The sequence below is a fragment of the Enterobacter sp. ENT03 genome, from assembly GCF_019218745.1.
GTDB lineage: Bacteria > Pseudomonadota > Gammaproteobacteria > Enterobacterales > Enterobacteriaceae > Enterobacter_D.
Map to the genome: position 1 here is coordinate 83,215 of NZ_JAHUXA010000012.1, position 14,853 is coordinate 98,067.

Consider the following 14,853-nt stretch of genomic DNA (forward strand, 5'->3'; position numbering starts at 1 on the left):
GTGCCGCGCGGAACACGATTTACTATTCAGAAATACGGGAGTGGAAAAAGCCCGTTCAGGTAATGTACTTATGCGAAAATTTATTTGGCTGATGCTGGCCGCTTCATTGCTATTATCTGCGGCGCATTTTGCCTCTGCGGGTATTATTATTGGCGGCACGCGTGTGCTTTATCAGGGTAATAAAAAAGAGGCATCCTTGAGCGTCAGAAATCCTGACAATATTACCTATTTGATCCAGTCATGGGTCGATCGTGACAACGCTGATACTAAAGCAAAATTTATCATTACTCCGCCCCTTTTTCGGCTGGATGCCGGACAACAGAATGTCATGAGAATAGTCAGCATTGCCGCACTACCGCAGGATAAAGAGAGCCTGTTCTGGTTGAATATCAAAACCATTCCTTCGGCAGCACCGAAAGAAAATACGCTGCAAATTGCCGTCAAAACGCGGATGAAGTTAATTTATCGTCCCGATTCGCTGGTGGGTAACATGCCTGAAGATCAGGTTGAAAAACTACAGTGGTCGCGCACGGGAAATACGCTGCAGGTGATTAATCCCACCGCCTATTACATGCATTTCAATGAAATCAGCCTTAACGGGAAAACCGTCGGTGAAGCGGGCTTCGTCGCGCCCGGCGGCAGCGAAAAATTCACCCTGCCGCCTGATGCCACGGGTCGCGCGCTGACCTTCAAAGTGATTAATGATTACGGTGGCGTTGGCAGCGCTCACCACGCATCGCTGTAAATGCGCCGGAGTGTCAGTAAAATGCGCCGCTTTTTATTATGTTCGCATGTCTCACTGAGCATGGCCGTGGCGTATCCCGGTTGTGCCCTTGCGCGGGATTACTTTAACCCGGAGTTTCTGGAAACCGTTGACGGGCAATCCCGCACGGTCGATCTTTCGGCGTTTGAGTCGGGCGCACAGGCATCCGGCAACTATCGGGTCGACATTACGCTTAATGGTCAGTTAATGGAAACCCGTGACATCGCGTTTACCCGACGGGATGACACCCTCACCGCCTGCCTGAGCGTGGCGTTGCTAAAAGGCTTCGGCATTAAAACGGACGCTTACCCAGGCCTTGCCGCTGCCGGGGAGTGCGCATTCATAGAGGCGATCCCGCAAGCCCGTGCCGATTTTAATTTCACCACCCAGACGCTGGCGCTGAGCATTCCGCAGGCGGCGCTGAACGCCACAGCGCGGGGCTACGTCGATCCGGCGCGCTGGGATGACGGTATCAGCGCACTGCTGATGAACTACAGCCTGAGCGGCGCGCGCTCGGCATCGGCGAACGATGACAGCCACTACGCCAGCCTGCAACCCGGCATCAATATTGGTCCCTGGCGGCTGCGGAATTACAGTACCTGGAGTCGCAGCAGCGAGGGCAGCCAGACCTGGCGGTCGATCTATAACTATGCCCGCCGGCCGGTCAACAGCGTGCAGGGACAACTGACGCTCGGCGAGAGCAACTCGTCGGCCGATATTTTTGACAGCGTGGCCTATACCGGCGGGGAACTCGCCTCGGATGACGACATGTTGCCGGATTCTCATAAAGGCTATGCGCCAGTGGTGCGCGGCGTGGCCCATTCCAGCGCGCGGGTGACGATCCGGCAAAACGGTTACGTTATTTATCAGAATTATGTCGCCCCTGGCGCGTTTGAAATCACCGACATGTACCCGACGGGCGGGGCCGGGGATTTAAACGTCACCGTCACCGAAAGCGATGGCAGCGAGCGGCAATTTGTCGTGCCTTATGCTTCATTGCCGCTGTTGCAGCGGGAAGGGCGGCTGAAATATGCCGTCACCGCCGGACAGTATCGCTCACCGGATCCTGATGTGCCGAACACGCCGTTCGCCCAGTTGACCGCGATTTACGGTTTACCCTGGGGGCTGACGGTGTATGGCGGTGTTCAGCAGTCGGAAAACTACAGCGCGCAGGCGCTTGGCCTGGGGAAAAATATGGGCCGGCTGGGGGCGTTATCCGCCGACATTATTCAGGCGTGGTCACAACCTGACGGGCAGGGCCGACAGCAAGGGCAATCGCTGCGCCTGCGTTACAGCAAGAACATTGCCGAAACCGGAACCCATTTCGCGCTGGCTGGGTATCGTTATTCAACGGCGGGTTACTACAGCATGCAGGAATTACTGGACGACACCCGGCCCGTGCGTTTTCGCAATCGGGCAGAGCTGACCGTAAGCCAGAATCTGGGCGGGGCGTTCGGCGCCATCAGCGGCAGCGCGCTGCGTGAAAACTACTGGGACGGCGGCGCGGCGATGACCTCGTTCAGCGTTAGCTATAACAACAGCTGGCAGGGCGTGAGTTATTCACTGACCTGGAGTTACAACCGTAACGTCAGTTCATCCGACCGTCTGTCCTCTGACAGTGACAAACAACTGGCGCTGAACATCAGCGTGCCGCTGGCAAAATTTCTGCCCAATAGCTGGGCCAACTATGGCCTGAACCGCAGTCAGCAGCGGGGAAGCGCGCAAACCCTCGGATTGAGCGGCGTGGCCTTGTCTGACAATGCCCTGACCTGGAGCGTGCAACAGACCGATGAAGCCTCCAGTCTGAACACGACCTATCGCAGCCAGTGGTCGGAAATGCAGCTCGGTTACAACCGCGACAGCAACAATCAGACCTTTAACTATGCGCTGCAGGGTGGCGTGTTGGCTCATGCCGATGGCATCACCTTTTCACAAGCGCTGGGGGAAACCAACGTGCTGGTGAAAGCGCCCGGCGCGAAAGGGGTGGGGATCCAGAACCAGTCCGGTGCCAGAACGGATCGCCGGGGATACACCGTGATCGGCAATCTTTCGCCCTACCGAAGCAACGATGTGGTGCTGGATACACAGTCGCTGGCAGAGGATGTAGATATTGAACTGACCAGCGCCAGCGTTATTCCGACGCGCGGCGCGGTGGTGCGGGCGGAATATATGACTAACATCGGGCTGCGGGTACTGATGGCCCTGCATCGCCAGAATGGTCAACCGATCCCCTTTGGCGCAACCGTCACACTCGCTGATACCCCGCAGAAGATGTTTATCGTCGGTGAAGAGGGCGAAGTGTATCTGACCGGATTAAAAAACAGCGGCGTTTTGTCGGTTAACTGGGGCAATGCAGAGCAGCGCTGTCAGGCGCGCTACCGTATTCCTGAAGATCAACCTGGCGGCGTGATCATTACCTCCGCTGTTTGCCAGTAATACCATTCACTTTCTGAGAACTGATCATAAATATGACAAGAGTTTGCGTCTTACTATTCCTCAGCGTACTGGCTGACTATGCACTTGCCGATGCGATTCCTTGCAGCGTACCGGCCGGGCCGGTGACGATTAACGTCAGTGGAAATTATACGATTCAGCGTGATGCGCCTGTCGGTACATTTCTTTCACCCTAGTTTGACTCCAGTATATGGCCGTGGTCAGTCTGTGAAGGGAACAATAGATATAGGCTAAGTGTCGGCGTTATGTCGACGGTCATGAATACCCCGATGAAAGTATCCGAAGGGGGACTCGGTTATTCTGTGTATCCCACTAATGTGTCAGGGATAGGTTATATCTTTGCGGCGATGCATCGGCTTCGCTATACCGGTGGGGGGTGGGATTCCGGATGGAAATATCTAAGCTCAGTTATCGATTATAAAATAAAAGGGACTGGAGCCTCCTGGAGTATGAATAACACAAAATTCGATATCGGGCTGTACGCCTCCATCCGCTTTATTAAATATGCACCTACCGGATCAGGTGCCGTTGAAGGGATCAATATCGGTCGTGCATCGGCCGGAACGGACAACGAGTGGAGCAACCCCGAGGGGGATATTAATGTTGTCTCTTCGCTTGGCGTCACCACCCTGGCCTGTACATTAATGACATCGGCCATCACTTTTCGTCTGGGCGATGTTATCACCACGCAGTTAAATAGCGCCCCTGGCCCGATTTTGAATATCGGGCAAAGTACGCAGAACCTCGGCTTAAATTGTACGCCGGACGCCAGTATCAATGTGCGTTTATCCGCGACGCAAAACCCCGACAGCAGCGATACCAGCGTGCTGGCCCTTAACGGACAGGGCAGCGCGGGGGTGGCCGACGGCATGGGGATCCAGCTGTTGTATAACGACGCGCCGCTGCAAATCGATCAAACGCTGCATCTCAAACATTCTGCCGGCGGGCTGGAAACTTTTCCGATCACCGCCCGGTATTACCAGACCAAAAACAGCGTGACGCCAGGTTCGGCGAATGCCACGGCCACCCTGGAGCTTATTTATCAATGAAGCAAGTGAGGAAGCGGATCATGAATATGGCACGAGTCTGCGTCTTACTCCTGTTCAGCACGCAGGCGCTTGCTGATGCTATACCGTGTTCTGCACCGACCGCACCGGTGACGATAAACGTCAGCGGAAATTATACGATCCAGCGTGATGCACCGGTCGGTACCTTTATTTCACCCTGGTTTGAGGGCAGCGTCTGGCCGTGGTCTGCCTGCGAGGGACACAAGGGGGCCTCGCTAAGTGTCGGCGTGATGTCAACAGTGGCGAATACCGCGTTACAAGTGACTGATGAAGGTAACGTTTATTCTGTTTATCCCACTAACCTGGCGGGCGTGGGGTATATCTTTATGGTCAAACAACGTTTTGCCTTTACCAGAGGGGGCGGGGACTCAGGATGGAGAACAACCACTGGCACTGGCATTAAGGGCGTGAACATAAAAACCGCCGCCTTTATGTGGGTGCTGGACTACACACAATACGATGCGGGGCAATATTCTGCGATTCGCTTTGTCAAATATGCCCCGACCGGAGCGGGAACTGTTGAGGGTAAGAATATTGGCCGCGCATCGCCCGGAACCTTTTATGACTGGAGCAATCCAGAGGGCGATATTAATTTTGTCTCCTCGCTGGGCGTCACCACCCTGGCCTGTACATTAATGACATCGGCCATCACTTTTCGTCTGGGCGATGTTATCACCACGCAGTTAAATAGCGCCCCCGGCCCGATTTTGAATATTGGGCAAAGTACGCAAAACCTCGGCTTAAATTGTGCGCCGGACGCCAGTATCAGCGTGCGTTTATCCGCGACGCAAAACCCCGACAGCAGCGATACCAGCGTGCTGGCCTTAAACGGGCAGGGCAGCGCGGGCGTTGCCGATGGTATGGGGATCCAGTTGCTGTATAACGACGCGCCGCTGCAAATCGATCAAACGCTGCATCTCAAACATTCTGCCGGCGGGCTGGAAAGTCTTCCGATCACCGCCCGGTATTACCAGACCAAAAACAGCGTGACGCCAGGTTCGGCGAATGCCACGGCAACACTGGAACTCATCTATCAATGAGACAAATAAGGAAGCAGATCATGAAAATGACGCGAGTCTGGCTATTACTCCTGTTCAGCCCACAGGCGTTTGCTGATGCTATAACTTGCAACGTACCGTACGGACCGGCGACGATTAACGTCAGTGGAAATTATACCCTGCAGCGCGATGCACCGGTCGGCACATTTATTTCTCCCTGGTTTTACGCAAGCGTATGGCCGTGGTCCGTCTGCAAGGGGGCCAGGGCATACTGGCTCAGTGTTGGCGCAATGTCGACGGTGATGAATACGCCGTTGCAAATTACCGAAGGGGGAAAGGTTTACTCGGTTTATCCCACGAATGTTTCAGGGGTGGGCTATATCTTACTGACAATGCAGCGTCTGAGCTATAACAGTGGCGGTTGGGACTCCGGATGGAAAGATTTACGGGCGATGACCGGTTATAAAATAAAATGGACCAACGCCTCCTGGAGTATAACGGATATATATTATGACGTCGGGCTGTCTGCCGCCATCCGCTTCGTTAAATACGCCCCAACGGGCTGGGGGCGCGTTAACGGAATGAATATTGGCCGGGCATCGACTGGAACGGACCTGCAATGGGACAATCCAGAAGGCGATATTAATTTCGTTTCATCGCTTGGCGTCACCACCCTGGCTTGTACCCTGATGACCTCCGCCATCACTTTTCGGCTCGGCGATATTATTACTACGCAACTAAATAATGCACCTGGGCCGATCCTCACAAGTGGGCAAAATACGCAAAACCTCGGTCTGAACTGTTCCCCCGACACCAGTATCAATGTGCGTTTATCCGCAACGCAAAACCCCGACAGCAGCGATAACAGCGTGCTGGCCTTAAACGGACAGGGCAGCGCAGGCGTTGCCGATGGGATGGGGATCCAGTTGCTGTATAACGACGCGCCGCTGCAAATCGATCAAACGCTGCATCTCAAACGTTCTGTCGGCGGGCTGGAAAGTCTTCCGATCACTGCCCGGTATTACCAGACCAAAAACATCGTGACGCCGGGTTCGGCGAATGCCACGGCAACACTGGAGTTGATATATCAATGAAGATAAGCAGGGTATTTCGCAAACGCATGATGCTGCTGAGCATGGTGATCTTTACTTCCGCGCCAGGCTGGGCGAGTGACTCGGCAATACTCACGATTAATGGCAATGTTCAGGCCGCGCCCTGCGAGGTGGCTGCCGACAGCCTCGCGCAGACCGTGGATCTCGGTAAGGGCAAGCCAATCAACAGTTACAATTTACGCGAACCCGGCGCGGCAACGCCGTGGATCTATTTCTCCGTCAATCTGACGAAATGCCCGCCGAACACCCGCACCGCAAAAATTACCTTTAACGGACCTGCGGATCCCGCCGGGGTCGGCGATTTGTATCGAAATGGCGGCACGGCTAAAAACGTCGCCGTGCAGCTTCAGGGAAGCGGTGGACATCCGTTTGGCGACGGACGTTCTTACACGGGGCTTATCAGCAACAATGCTATCCGCTATAACTTGCGGGCCAGGCTTTTCAGCAAACAGGGCAACGTTGGCGTGGGGAGCGTGAATACCCTGGTTACCGTCACCTTCATTTACCAGTAAACCGCTTAACGATCTTTGCGCCAGGCGTCGGCGGTTAAGGCTTCGCCAAAATGCCCGGCAATCAACCGTTTGGTCAGATCGTGCAGTGGCGAGGCCAGCACGTCGGCGGTGCTGCCGCGCTCGACCACTTCGCCCTGATGCATCACCAGCACCTGGTCGCTGATGTGCTTCATCATGCCAATATGCTGGGTTACATAAATGTATGAAATCCCCTGTTTTTCCTGTAGCTCCAGCATCAGGTTGATCAGCTGCGAGCGCATCGACATGTCCAGCGAGGCCAGCGCTTCATCGGCAATGATCACCTGTGGGCGCAGGATCAACGCCCGCGCCAGCCCCAGACGCTGTTTCTGACCGGGGGCCAGCATATGCGGATAGTAGCTGACGTGATCCGGCAGCAGTCCCACCATGCGCAGCGTTTCGCCGATACGCTTACGGCGTGCTTCCGGGGTGAGATCGGTGTTCAGTCGCAGCGGGAAATCCAGAATCTGCGAAATGCGCGACCGTGGATTCAGCGACGTCGACGGATCCTGGAAAATCATGCGGATGCGCTGGCTGCGGAACGAGTAATCGCCATAGTGCAGGGGATGATCGTTAATACGCAGTTCACCGGTGGTCGGTTCGGTCATGCCCGCCAGTATTTTGGCCAGCGTTGACTTACCGGAGCCGTTCTCACCGATGATCGCCAGCGTCTGTTTCTCACGCAGCGTAAAGCTCAGCGGTTTTACCGCCTCCAGCGTCTGACGGCGGAACCAGCCGGTGCGGTAGCGGAAGGTTTTGCTCAGGTTGTGCACTTCAAGCAGGGTTTCGGCCATCTTATTCACGCTCCATGTTGAGGGGGAAATGGCAGGCGAAAAGATGATTTTTCGGCCCGGCCAGGCGCGGCGTGTCGATACATTTACGCTGCGCATAAGGGCAGCGCGGCCCAAGACGGCAGCCTATCGGTAGCTGTTCCAGCAACGGGATCGCGCCCGGCAGGGTGTTCAGGCGGCTTTTGTGCGGCATCGGGCTACCAAAATCCGGGATCGCGCGGATCAGCGCCTGGGTATAAGGATGATGCGGCGTGCCGATCAAATCCTCGCTCGGTGCAGTTTCCACCGTCTGCCCGCAATACATCACGTTGATGCGGTCAGCCCACTGGCTCAGCATTTGTAAATCGTGGCTGATCAGCAAAATGGTGGTGTTGTTGTTCTGGTTAAGCCGGGTCAGCAGGCGGAAAATCTGCGCCTGGGTAGTCGGCTCCATGGCGTTGGTCGGCTCATCGGCAATCAGCAGACGCGGCTGATTCGCCAGCGCAATAGCGATCATCACCTTCTGGCACTCGCCCTCGGTCAGCTCGTACGGGAAGCTGCGCATCGCATCTTTATGATCTTTAATCCCCACCCGGTGCAGCAGCTCGATGGCGCGGCGTTTACGCCAGCCAACGCGCTGCCACCAGCGGCCCTTGTAGGTCCAGCCCGAGATATTTTGCATCAACTGCTTGCCAACGCGCTCGGAGGGATCGAGACAGGACTGCGGCTCCTGGAAAATCATCGACACGTTATGACCGAGCAGTTTGCGCCGCTCGCGGGCAGACAGGCGCATCAAATCGATGTCGTCAAAGCGCATACGGTCGGCGGTGACGCGCCAGTTGTCTTTTGTCACGCCACAAATCGCTTTGGCGATGAGGCTCTTACCGGAGCCGGATTCCCCCACCAGCCCACGGATTTCCCCTTCGGCCAGCGTCATGCTCACCCGGTCAACGGCGCGCACCCACTGCTCGCCAATTTTGACCTCGATGGTCAGGTTACGAATATCGAGTAACGGCATTATTCCACCCCCGCATTGACCGCACGACGGATGCCGTCGCCCAGCAGGTTAACCAGCAGCACGCTCAGCATGATCGCCACCCCCGGCAGCATTACTGTCCATGGCGCAACGTAGATCAGCTCCAGCGCATCGCCGAGCATCGCGCCCCATTCCGGGGAGGGCAGTTGCGCCCCCAAATCCAGAAAGCCCAGCGCGGCAATATCCAGGATCGCCATCGACAGCGCGCGGGTGATTTCCGTCACCAGCCCGGAGGTCATATTCGGCAGCACGGCGAACCACAAAATATTCATGGTCGTCGCGCCATCCAGACGGGCGGCAACCACATACTCTTTTTCCAGCTCATCATGCACCAGGCTGTAGACCGAACGCACCATGCGCGGCAACAGCGCCAGCCAGACGGCAAACATCGCATGGCTGAGATGAGGCCCGGAAAACGCCACCACGATAATCGCCAGCAGTAACGACGGGATCGACAGCAGCGTATCCAGAATATGATTGAGCACGGCCGAGCGCAGGCCGTGCGTCGCCCCGGCAATGACGCCGAGCACCAGCCCGCACAGCGTCGCCGCCAGCGTCACCAGAAACGCGCCGCCCACCGTTGGCGCCGCGCCGCTCAGCAAGCGACTTAGCACATCGCGACCCAGATCGTCCGTGCCGAGGAAAAAGGAGACTTCGCCATAGCGCGACCATGACGGCGGCAGCAACTGATAGCCAAGGAACTGCTGATCGATACCATAAGGCGCGAACCATGCGCCAAACAGACACAGCAGCGCCAGCCCCGCGCAGCCGTACAGGCCGATCATCGCGGTCGTGTCAGCGTAAAATTTGCGCCAGACGGTGCGCAGCGCACCCGGCGCGCGCTTTTCGCTGTAGACGTTATCGGAGGGCATACCATTCCTTATGTTTCAAAGGGTTCGCCAGCGCGCCCACAATGTCAGAAATCACGTTCACGGTGATCACCAGCGCGCCAATCACCATCACGCCGGCGGAAATCGCCGCGTAATCCTGCTGGCGAATGGCGTTGATCATCCAGCGTCCCAGACCCGGCCAGCTGAACACCATTTCGGTGATCATCGCCAGCGTCAGCATGGTGGAGAACTGCAAACCAAGGCGCGGGATCACCGGCGGCAGGGCGTTATGCAGCACGTGGCGGCGCAGGATGGTAAAGCGCGATACGCCACGCGTAGCGGCGGCTTTAATATAATTCTGCTCGAACACGTCGATGGTGCTCAGGCGCATCAGGCGGATCACCTCGGTGGTCGGGGCCACGGCCAGCGTCAGCACCGGCAGCACCATATGACGCAGGGCGCTCATGATCATCTCATCGCGCCACGGCGAATCCGACAGCCAGGCGTCAATAATCGCAAACCCGGTCACCGTTTTCACCTCGTACAAGAGATCGAAGCGCCCGGAAACCGGCAGCCAGCCCAGCGTGAGGGAGAAAAACAGCGTCAGCAGCAGCGCCAGCCAGAACACCGGAATAGAAAAGCCGAGCAGCGCCAGCGCGCTGATAAACTTGTCCTGCCATTTATTGCGGGAAATCCCCGCCAGCATACCGACAGGAATGCCGAGCACCAGCGCAAAGGTAAAGGCCAGAATGCACAGCTCCATGGTGGCCGGGAACACCTCTTTTAACTGCTCGGAAATTAGCTGGCCGTTAATGCTGGAAACACCGAAGTCCCAGTGCAGCACGCCGGTAAACCAGAACGTCCAGGCGTTCCACAGCGAGGCACCGGACAGCGGCGCATGGGGCGTGAAATAGCTCAGGCTGAAGGCGACAAAGGTCAGCATAAAGAGCGTGACCATCAGCAAAAGAATGCGCCGCAGCGTAAAGATGATCATGGCTGTTTATCCTCAGAATGCTCTTTTTCACGCGACACGCCTGCAAAAGAGGCGTTACCAAACGGACTCAACACCAGGCCTTTCATATCGTAGCGATACGCCTGCAAGCGCAGCGACGACGCCAGCGGCAACACCGGCAGCTCGCGGGCGAGAATAGTTTGCGCTTCATCATAGGCATCAATGCGCGACGCCAGTTGCTGCGAGAGCAGGGCTTTTTGCAGCACGCTGTCGAATTCACGGTTACACCAGTGAGCGAAATTGGTCTGCGATTCAATGGCCGCGCAGCTTAACAGTGGACGGAAGAAGCTGTCCGGGTCGTTACTGTCCGTTGACCAGCCGGAGAGGGTGAGATCGTGATTCATGTCCATCAGGCGCGCTTCCTGGAAACGGCCCTCCACCGGAACGATCTTCACGGTTACGCCGATCTGCGCCATATCCGCCTGCAGAAGTTCAGCGGTTTTCAGCGGGCTGGGGTTCCACGCCTGGGAGCTTGTCGGCACCCACAGTTGCAGACTGAGATTTTCATGACCCAGCGCTTTTAACTGCGCGCGCGCTTTGTCCGGGTTGTATTCGGTGATTTTCGCGTCGTTATCATAGGCCCAGGAGGCGCGCGGCAATATCGACGCGGCGGTTTCGGCAGTGCCATAATAAATCGACTGCATCAGGCGCTGGTTATTAATCGCCAGCGCCAGCGCATGACGCACTTGCGGATTATTCAGCGGCGGCTTATCGGTATTAAACGCCAGATAAGCGATGTTCATGCCGGGGCGCAGCGTCAGGCGCAGGCGCGGATCGTCACGCAGACTGGTAAGCTGACTGGCCGCGGGCCAGGCCAGCACATCGCACTCGCCGGTAAGCAGTTTCGATAAACGCCCGGTGCCGCCGGAACCCAGATCGACCACCACCTGCGGCATCAGCGGCGTACCGCGCCAGAATTTTTCGTGACGTTGTAACCGAATATACTGCCCGGAACGGTAATCGCTGAGCTGGAACGGACCGGTTCCGACCGGCTGGCGGTCAAGCTGTTCCTGGCGGTCGTTCTTCGCCAGATTTGCCGCGTACTCCGCCGACATCACCGAGGCGTAATGGGTGGCCAGATGCCACAGAAACGACGCATCCGGCTGGCGCAGACGAAACTCCACGGTGCGGTTATCGATTTTGCGCACGCTTTGCACGCTGTCGGCAAATTGCAGGCTGTCGAAATAGGGGAAGCTGCTGCCGTTGATGTTATGCCACGGATGCTTGCGGTCGAAGATACGCTGGAAGGTAAAGATCACATCGTCGGCATTGAGCTTACGGGTGGGGGTAAACCACGCGGTGGTCTGAAACGCCACGTCATTACGCAGGTGAAAACGATAGGTCGCGCCGTTATCGAGCACCTCCCAGCTTTCCGCCAGCTCCGGCACCAGCCGGTAAGTATAAGGATCGACATCCAGCAGGCGATCGTAAAGCTGAGCGGCGAGGGTATCGACAATCAGGCCGCTGCTCGCTTTTTGCGGATTGAAGGTATTGACCTGGCCGTTAACGCAGTAAACAAACCCGCTGTCACGAATATCGCGGTCGGCAGGCGGCACAGGCGCAGCCTGCGCCAGCCCACTTAACAGACCGGCGCTCAGCAGCAGGGACGATAAAATTAGGCGCATAATTTCTTTGGTTTTAAGACTGATCTGCAAAGTGTATCGCACTTAACGCTGCCGCGTAAAAATGTCTGCGGATAACTGGCGGAAAAGTCATCAAACGCGCCTTTGTCGCAGGCGACTGATGCTGAACAGCAGTGCCAGCACGGTTGCCAGCACCGCGACCCACAAACTCAGATGTACCGCCAGCGCATCGCCTGAGAGCGACAGGATCACCCCGACAAGCGCTGCGCCCAGGCACTGGCCGAAGGTACGCATAATCGCCAGTACGCCGGAGGCATAGCCGCTGTTTTCCCGCGACACGTTCGACAGCATTTCGCGGTTGTTCGGACTCTGAAAGCAGCCAAATCCCAGGCCGCAGACCAGACTGCGTACACCGATGTCCCACATTGACGCCCGATCCGGCAACAGCGCCAGCAGGGCCAGTCCGACGGCAAACACACACAGCCCAAGGGTTGAGATAAGCGCAGGAGAATGGCGATCCGCCATGCGTCCGGCATGAGGCGCCGCCAGAATGATGCCCAGCGGCCAGGGCGTAAACAGCAGCGCCGATTCAAACGCGCTGTAGCCGTAGACGCTCTGAAATAAAAACGGCAGCGCGACGAAGGTCATGCCCTGACTGACAAAAGAGGCCAGCGACGTCAGCGCCGCCAGCGAAAACCGCATTGATGAAAACAGAGTCAGCGGCAGCAGCGGTTTCGGCGCACGCTGCTGCCGCCTGACGAACAGCACGCCTGCGATAACGGCGAGCGCCCCATACGCCACCGCGGTGAACAGCATGTCGTCATCTTTCACTGGGCGGGAAAAGGTGCTGGCGGTCATGATCAGCGCGCCGAGCATGATCGCCGACAGCCACGCACCGGCGACGTCAAACGGCTCTGGCTGCGGCGCTTTTTTACCGGGGATCACCCGCAGAGTCAGCACAAGGGCAAGCACGCCGAAGGGCAGATTCACCGCAAACAGCCAGCGCCAGTCAAGCGCCGCCAGCAGCGTGCCGCCAAGCAGCGGGGCCAGCGCGGTGCTGGCGGCGATCAGCAGCGCATTGAGTCCAAGAATGCGGCCCAGCAGCCGATCGGGAAAGACCGATCGCAGGATCGCCGGGGCAATGCTCAGGGTTGCCGCGCCGCCAATACCCTGCACAATGCGCCAGCCGGTCAACGCCGTGAGCGAGGACGACAGCGCGCAGCCCAGCGAGGCCGCCGTAAACAGGCACAGCCCGCAGGCAAACAGCAGTCGGAAACCGAAACGGCTCGCCAGCGCGGCAAAAATCGCCAGCGTCATGGCCGCCGATAACAGATAACCGTTCGCCACCCATACCGCTGCCGGGGCCGACACCTTTAGCGCGGCGGCGATCTGCGGCAGGGCAATATTGACCATTGAACCGTCAAATACCGCCATGGTGGTGGAGGTCATCACCGCCGCCATCGCCAGTGCACGCCGCCGTCCGGGTAAGCCTTCGTCGCCCGGTTTATCAGAAAAGAGTTCCATCGTATCGACCTTATTCGTCAGGTTGCCATCTGCCGTTAGCCTACTGGCGCATGACACCGGGCGGAAGACGCAGCAGTTGCAGTGATAACCTGCACCGGACGCCTGTTATTGCGAAGCGTCTTCCAGAAACGCATTCCGGCTCTTCGACCATTTGCGAAAGCGGCCGGGCGACATGCCGGTCACCGAGATAAACGCCCGACGAAAGGCCGTTTCATCGCTGTAACCACATTCACAGGCGACCTGCGACAGGGTTTTTGCGGGATTTTCCAGTAACACGGCGGCGGTTTCCATACGCACGCGGGTGATAAAGTTTTTCGGGCTTTCTTTGGCCAGCTCACCCATTTTGCGGTGCAGTGTGCGGGTGGTCATATTCAGCGCCGCCGCCAGTTGCTCAACGGTGATCGCCGGATTGTCATAACGCACCAGCTGTTCCGCCTGCATTAACAGCGGATGCACAGAGTTAAGAAATCCGCCAGGCACATAAAGATGCTGGGACAGCGGCTGGCTGTCGGCGACCGCCATATCGGCAGTCAGACGGGCGATCGCTTTTCCGGCATGCTGGCTAACAATATGGATCGCCAGATCGACCCAGGAAAGCGGCCCGCCGGTAGTGATGATCTTACCGTCTTCCGCCAGCGCTTTGCCCCACACCGGGCGCGCCTGCGGGTAACGTTCGCGAAAGGTGGGGAACAACCACCAGGTGGTCGTGCAGATCCTGCCGTTAAGTAATCCCGCCTCGCCGAGCACAAATCCCCCGGCACAGGCACCGGCAATGGTGCTGCCGCCCTGATGTTGTGATTGCAGCCAGGCTGCCGCTTGCGCTACCGCCTGCGGGGCGACGGGGCGCTTGTTTTCATCGAGCCGCATGCCGCTGGCGATCGCCAGATCAAACTGCCCGGCATCAGCAAACGCGCCGTCGCTTTCAATCATTCGCCCCTGCGCATCTTTTACCGGCAGACCGTCGGCAGTGATGGTTTTTACCTCAAACACCTCTTCAGTGACGGATAACGTCCCGGCCTTGCCGGGGTTTTGCGCGATAACCTGGTTTGCCAGCCAGAACATATCAGAAAGGCCTGCCAGCGCAGATTTCATACTGCCTGGCAGGGCGAGAAGGGCGATACGCATAGCGACTCCACGAACGGTAATTTTGTCTGATTTTGCATGATACATGTCA

At 57.3% G+C, this 14,853-nt stretch carries 13 protein-coding genes; 6 read left to right on the forward strand and 7 right to left on the reverse strand.

Annotation, left to right across the window (positions count from 1 at the left end):
• Positions 1-70: 70 nt before the first annotated feature.
• The 6 genes from KW828_RS15410 (at position 71) to KW828_RS15435 (ending at position 6,906) form a co-directional block, all read left to right on the forward strand.
• Entirely contained in the window at positions 71-745 is a 675-nt protein-coding gene (locus KW828_RS15410; RefSeq protein ID WP_218337168.1) for a molecular chaperone, read from the forward strand.
• A gap of 21 nt (positions 746-766) precedes the next feature.
• Positions 767-3,199, forward strand: coding sequence for a fimbria/pilus outer membrane usher protein (locus KW828_RS15415; RefSeq protein WP_256350204.1), 2,433 nt, complete (start codon positions 767-769; stop codon positions 3,197-3,199).
• A 467-nt stretch (positions 3,200-3,666) separates the two neighbouring features.
• A complete protein-coding gene (locus KW828_RS15420; protein ID WP_218337171.1) occupies positions 3,667-4,266 on the forward strand; it encodes a fimbrial protein in 600 nt (199 codons plus the stop codon).
• Between the two features lie 20 nt (positions 4,267-4,286).
• Positions 4,287-5,324: a fimbrial protein gene (locus tag KW828_RS15425; RefSeq protein WP_218337173.1), complete on the forward strand. Its 1,038-nt coding sequence runs from the start codon at positions 4,287-4,289 to the stop codon at positions 5,322-5,324.
• A gap of 20 nt (positions 5,325-5,344) precedes the next feature.
• The gene (locus KW828_RS15430) at positions 5,345-6,376 is read left to right on the forward strand and encodes a fimbrial protein (RefSeq protein WP_256350205.1); all 1,032 of its coding nucleotides are present in this window, start codon (positions 5,345-5,347) and stop codon (positions 6,374-6,376) included.
• Entirely contained in the window at positions 6,373-6,906 is a 534-nt protein-coding gene (locus KW828_RS15435; RefSeq protein ID WP_218337174.1) for a fimbrial protein, read from the forward strand. The genes KW828_RS15430 and KW828_RS15435 overlap by 4 nt, the downstream gene beginning before the upstream one ends.
• A 5-nt stretch (positions 6,907-6,911) precedes the next feature.
• On the opposite strand, the gene sapF is transcribed toward KW828_RS15435, so the two are convergent.
• The 7 genes from sapF to KW828_RS15470 form a co-directional block, all read right to left on the reverse strand.
• Positions 6,912-7,718, reverse strand: coding sequence for a putrescine export ABC transporter ATP-binding protein SapF (gene sapF, locus KW828_RS15440; protein ID WP_218337176.1), 807 nt, complete (start codon positions 7,716-7,718; stop codon positions 6,912-6,914).
• A gap of 1 nt (position 7,719) precedes the next feature.
• Positions 7,720-8,712 carry a putrescine export ABC transporter ATP-binding protein SapD gene (sapD, locus tag KW828_RS15445; protein WP_218337178.1) on the reverse strand — a complete coding sequence of 331 codons (993 nt, stop codon included), beginning with the start codon at positions 8,710-8,712 and terminating at the stop codon, positions 7,720-7,722.
• On the reverse strand, positions 8,712-9,602 hold the full coding sequence (sapC, locus tag KW828_RS15450) for a putrescine export ABC transporter permease SapC (RefSeq protein ID WP_218337180.1): 891 nt from the start codon (positions 9,600-9,602) through the stop codon (positions 8,712-8,714). The genes sapD and sapC overlap by 1 nt, the downstream gene beginning before the upstream one ends.
• Entirely contained in the window at positions 9,589-10,554 is a 966-nt protein-coding gene (sapB, locus tag KW828_RS15455; RefSeq protein WP_218337181.1) for a putrescine export ABC transporter permease SapB, read from the reverse strand. The genes sapC and sapB overlap by 14 nt, the downstream gene beginning before the upstream one ends.
• On the reverse strand, positions 10,551-12,197 hold the full coding sequence (sapA, locus tag KW828_RS15460) for an ABC transporter substrate-binding protein SapA (protein WP_218337183.1): 1,647 nt from the start codon (positions 12,195-12,197) through the stop codon (positions 10,551-10,553). Before sapA ends, sapB begins: the two co-directional genes overlap by 4 nt.
• Positions 12,198-12,287: 90 nt before the next feature.
• The gene (locus tag KW828_RS15465; protein ID WP_218337184.1) at positions 12,288-13,679 is read right to left on the reverse strand and encodes an MFS transporter; all 1,392 of its coding nucleotides are present in this window, start codon (positions 13,677-13,679) and stop codon (positions 12,288-12,290) included.
• 105 nt (positions 13,680-13,784) lie between these two features.
• Entirely contained in the window at positions 13,785-14,804 is a 1,020-nt protein-coding gene (locus KW828_RS15470; protein ID WP_218337186.1) for a GlxA family transcriptional regulator, read from the reverse strand.
• Positions 14,805-14,853 lie beyond the last annotated feature (49 nt).

What these genes read in the sequence shown, in the direction of transcription:
- KW828_RS15430 (WP_256350205.1), top strand. Translation starts at nt 5,345, where the DNA reads ATGAAAATGACGCGAGTCTGGCTATTACTCCTGTTCAGCCCACAGGCG.
- KW828_RS15410 (WP_218337168.1), top strand. Translation starts at nt 71, where the DNA reads ATGCGAAAATTTATTTGGCTGATGCTGGCCGCTTCATTGCTATTATCT.
- KW828_RS15435 (WP_218337174.1), top strand. Translation starts at nt 6,373, where the DNA reads ATGAAGATAAGCAGGGTATTTCGCAAACGCATGATGCTGCTGAGCATG.
- KW828_RS15425 (WP_218337173.1), top strand. Translation starts at nt 4,287, where the DNA reads ATGAATATGGCACGAGTCTGCGTCTTACTCCTGTTCAGCACGCAGGCG.
- KW828_RS15420 (WP_218337171.1), top strand. Translation starts at nt 3,667, where the DNA reads ATGAATAACACAAAATTCGATATCGGGCTGTACGCCTCCATCCGCTTT.
- sapB (WP_218337181.1), bottom strand. Translation starts at nt 10,554, where the DNA reads ATGATCATCTTTACGCTGCGGCGCATTCTTTTGCTGATGGTCACGCTC.
- KW828_RS15470 (WP_218337186.1), bottom strand. Translation starts at nt 14,804, where the DNA reads ATGCGTATCGCCCTTCTCGCCCTGCCAGGCAGTATGAAATCTGCGCTG.
- KW828_RS15465 (WP_218337184.1), bottom strand. Translation starts at nt 13,679, where the DNA reads ATGGAACTCTTTTCTGATAAACCGGGCGACGAAGGCTTACCCGGACGG.
- sapD (WP_218337178.1), bottom strand. Translation starts at nt 8,712, where the DNA reads ATGCCGTTACTCGATATTCGTAACCTGACCATCGAGGTCAAAATTGGC.
- sapF (WP_218337176.1), bottom strand. Translation starts at nt 7,718, where the DNA reads ATGGCCGAAACCCTGCTTGAAGTGCACAACCTGAGCAAAACCTTCCGC.
- sapC (WP_218337180.1), bottom strand. Translation starts at nt 9,602, where the DNA reads ATGCCCTCCGATAACGTCTACAGCGAAAAGCGCGCGCCGGGTGCGCTG.
- KW828_RS15415 (WP_256350204.1), top strand. Translation starts at nt 767, where the DNA reads ATGCGCCGCTTTTTATTATGTTCGCATGTCTCACTGAGCATGGCCGTG.
- sapA (WP_218337183.1), bottom strand. Translation starts at nt 12,197, where the DNA reads ATGCGCCTAATTTTATCGTCCCTGCTGCTGAGCGCCGGTCTGTTAAGT.